This is a genomic window from Streptomyces sp. NTH33, from assembly GCF_003236365.1.
Taxonomy (GTDB): domain Bacteria; phylum Actinomycetota; class Actinomycetes; order Streptomycetales; family Streptomycetaceae; genus Streptomyces.
This window is the reverse complement of the sequence record NZ_POTZ01000611.1, coordinates 1-3,351: the sequence shown is the minus strand read 5'-3', so window position 1 is coordinate 3,351 and position 3,351 is coordinate 1. Positions and strand designations below refer to the sequence as shown.

4 protein-coding genes and 1 pseudogene are annotated in these 3,351 nt (G+C 73.5%); 4 read left to right on the top strand and 1 reads right to left on the bottom strand.

The genetic code is table 11. The annotated features are described in order from the left end of the window. The 4 genes and pseudogenes from C1I97_RS33790 to hypA all read left to right on the top strand — a co-directional run. A pseudogene (locus tag C1I97_RS33790) lies at positions 1-203 on the top strand (hypothetical protein); the annotation flags it as partial. A gap of 58 nt (positions 204-261) precedes the next feature. Continuing rightward, on the top strand, positions 262-1,077 hold the full coding sequence (locus C1I97_RS33785) for a TlyA family RNA methyltransferase (RefSeq protein ID WP_111006827.1): 816 nt from the start codon (positions 262-264) through the stop codon (positions 1,075-1,077). 74 nt (positions 1,078-1,151) lie between these two features. Beyond that, positions 1,152-1,868 (top strand): DUF5947 family protein, encoded by a 717-nt coding sequence (locus C1I97_RS33780; RefSeq protein WP_309147845.1) that lies wholly within the window; start codon positions 1,152-1,154, stop codon positions 1,866-1,868. Between the two features lie 17 nt (positions 1,869-1,885). Next, positions 1,886-2,242, top strand: a complete 357-nt coding sequence (gene hypA, locus C1I97_RS33775) for a hydrogenase maturation nickel metallochaperone HypA (protein ID WP_111006826.1) — start codon at positions 1,886-1,888, stop codon at positions 2,240-2,242. Between the two features lie 66 nt (positions 2,243-2,308). On the opposite strand, the gene hypE is transcribed toward hypA, so the two are convergent. Continuing rightward, positions 2,309-3,351, bottom strand: a 1,043-nt coding sequence (gene hypE / locus C1I97_RS33770; RefSeq protein WP_111006825.1) for a hydrogenase expression/formation protein HypE, incomplete at its 5' end; no start/stop codon positions are given.

The following is a 3,351-nucleotide window of genomic DNA, read 5'->3' as shown; positions in this document are numbered from 1 at the left end:
CCCCTTTGGAGGTCCCCCGCACTCCCACCGGCGACGCCGGGGTCGACGCGGCCCTGGAGCGGCTCGGCGACGCCGACCGCCTCACCACGGACGGACACCTTCAGGTGTACGAGGATGTACACCGGGAACTGCGCGACGCGCTCACCGCGCTCGACACCCGTCCGGGACCGCTCGCGCCCCGACCGCCGTACAAGCCGTCGTAGCAGTCGCCGTACCAACCGTCGCACCAACCGCCGTACCAACACAGGAGCTGAACCGAACGTGGCAGGAGTCGCACGCCGCCGTCTGGACGCGGAGCTGGTCCGCCGCAAGCTCGCACGCTCGCGCGAGCACGCCGGCCAGCTGATCGCCGCCGGGCGGGTCACCGTCGGCAAGACCGTCGCGACCAAGCCCGCCACGCAGGTGGAGACCGCCGCCGCCATCGTCGTCGCCGCCGACGACAGCGATCCCGACTACGTCTCCCGGGGCGGCCACAAGCTCGCCGGCGCGCTCGAGGCCTTCCTGCCGCTCGGGCTCGTCGTCGAGGGGCGGCGGGCCCTGGACGCCGGAGCCTCCACCGGAGGCTTCACCGACGTCCTGCTGCGCGCGGGCGCCGCCCACGTCGTCGCCGTCGACGTCGGATACGGACAACTCGCCTGGACTCTCCAGCAGGATGAACGCGTCACCGTCAAGGACCGTACGAACGTACGCGAGTTGACGCTCGAAGCGATCGATGGGGAGCCTGTGGATCTTGTCGTCGGGGATCTGTCCTTCATCCCGCTCGGCCTGGTGCTGCCCGCCCTGGTGCGGTGCGCGAAACCGGACGCCGACCTGGTGATGATGGTCAAGCCGCAGTTCGAGGTGGGGAAGGAACGGCTGGGCAGCGGGGGTGTCGTACGGAGTCCGCAGCTGCGGGCGGAAGCCGTGCGGGGCGTGGCCGGGAAGGCGTGGGAACTGGGACTCGGAGTGCGGGGTGTCACCGCGAGTCCGCTGCCCGGGCCGTCCGGGAACGTCGAGTACTTTCTGTGGCTGCGTGCCGGGGCGCCCGCCCTGGACCCGGCCGACGTTGACCGTGCAGTGGCGGAGGGGCCGCGTTGACACAGACCCGAGCACGAACCGTTTTCCTGCTGGCCCACACCGGCCGGCCGGCCGCCATCCGCAGCGCCGAGCTCGTGGTCAAGGGGCTGCTGCGCTCCGGGATCGGCGTACGCGCCCTGGAGGCCGAGGCGCGCGACCTGCCGCTGCCGGACGAGGTCGACCTGGTCAAGGAGGCCACCCCGCAGTCCCTGGACGGGTGCGAACTGCTCATCGTGCTCGGCGGCGACGGCACGCTGCTGCGCGGCGCGGAGTTCGGCCGGGCCTCCGGGGTGCCGATGCTCGGGGTGAACCTCGGGCGGGTCGGGTTCCTCGCCGAGGCCGAGCGGGACGACCTGGACAAGGTCGTCGACCGGGTGGTCAGCAAGGCGTACGAGGTCGAGGAGCGCATGACCGTCGACGTGGTCGTGCACCGCAACGGCGACATCGTGCACACCGACTGGGCGCTGAACGAGGCCGCCGTGCAGAAGGTGTCCGCCGAGCGGATGCTGGAGGTCGTGCTCGAGATCGACGGACGGCCGGTGACGGGGTTCGGCTGCGACGGCATCGTGTGCGCCACCCCCACCGGGTCGACCGCGTACGCCTTCTCCGCCGGGGGGCCCGTGGTGTGGCCGGAGGTGGAGGCGCTGCTGATCAACACCGTCCAGGAGTTCGACCACCACTGGATCGTGCCCATCGACGACTGCTTCCGGATGGTCGCGACGGTCCGTCGCGAGTGGCGGGGCCTGTCCGGTGGGGGCCGGGTGTGGCCCGCCGTCCAGGAGTTCTTCGCGGAGCTCACCGAACGGAGTTGAACGGAGGTGGGGCGGCCGTGCACGAGTTGTCGATCGCGACCGCGATCGTGGAGCGGACCGAGGAGCTCGCCCGTGCCGAGGGGACGGACAGCGTCTCGGCGGTGACGGTGCGGGTGGGCGAGCTGGCCGGTGTCGTACCCGACGCCCTGAGCTTCGCCTTCGAGATGGCCCGGGAGGGCACCGCGCTGGCCGGGGCCCGGCTCGTGGTCGAGCAGGTGACCGCGCACGCGTACTGCGTGCCGTGCGACCAGGAGTTCCCGGTGGGCATGCCCCCGTTCTTCTGGTGCCCGCACTGCGACCGGCCCTCGCAGGACCTGCGCAGCGGGCGGGAGTTGGAGATCACCGGGATCGAACCCGGGCCGGTTCCGGCCTGACCGGCCGCCCGGACGCGTACGGCCCCGCCGGTGCCCGGAGCACCGGCGGGGCCGTCGTGCGGACGGTCAGCAGATGCGCGGCAGTTGCTCGCCGAGCGGCAGGTCGACGACGCGGGTGCCGCCGAGTCCGGTGGCGACCACGACCATGCCGGGGTGGTCGGCGACGCACTCGCCGATCAGCGTGGCACCGCCGCCCTGCGGGTGGGCGCGCATCGCCGCCAGGACGGCCTCGGCCTCCGCGGGGGGTACGAAGGCGACGAGGCGGCCCTCGTTGGCGACGTACAGCGGGTCCAGGCCCAGGAAACCGCAGGCGCCCGCGACCGCCTCCGGGACGGGGATGGCCCGCTCGTGCAGCCGGACGCCGGTGCCGGAGGCGCGGGCGATCTCGTTGAGGGAGGCGGCGAGCCCGCCCCGGGTGGGGTCGCGCAGCACGTGGATGTCCGGGGTGACGGCCAGCATGGCCGCCACCAGGTCGGCCAGCGGCGCGGTGTCGCTGGCGACCTCGACGCCGAACTCCAGGCCCTCCCGCACGCTCATGATGGCCACGCCGTGCAGGCCGATCGGGCCGCTGACGATGACGGCGTCGCCCGGCCGGGCCCGCTGCGGACGGATGTCCACGCCCTCGGGGACGAGGCCGACGCCGGCGGTGGTGACGTACACGCCGTCGCCGTGTCCGGCCTCCACGACCTTGGTGTCGCCGGTGGCCACGGTGACGCCGGCGGCCTCGGCCGCCGCGCCCATGGCCCGTGCGACCCGGTCGACCACGGCCAGCTCCACGCCCTCCTCCAGGACGAAGGCCGCGGAGAGGTAGGCGGGCCGGGCGCCGCTCATCGCCAGGTCGTTGACGGTGCCGTTGACCGCCAGGTCGCCCAGGCTGCCGCCCGGGAAGAACAGCGGCCTGACGACGTAGGAGTCGGTGGAGAACGCCAGCCGGGCGCCGCCGAGGTGGAGGACGGCGGAGTCGCCCATGGCGGCGAGGACGGGGTTGCCGTAGGCCGGGGCGAAGACGTCCTGGATCAGTTCGGCGGACAGGGCGCCGCCTCCGCCGTGGCCCATCACCACGACGGGCTGGTCGCGCAGGGGGGCGGGGCAGGTCCAGTTCGCGGGGT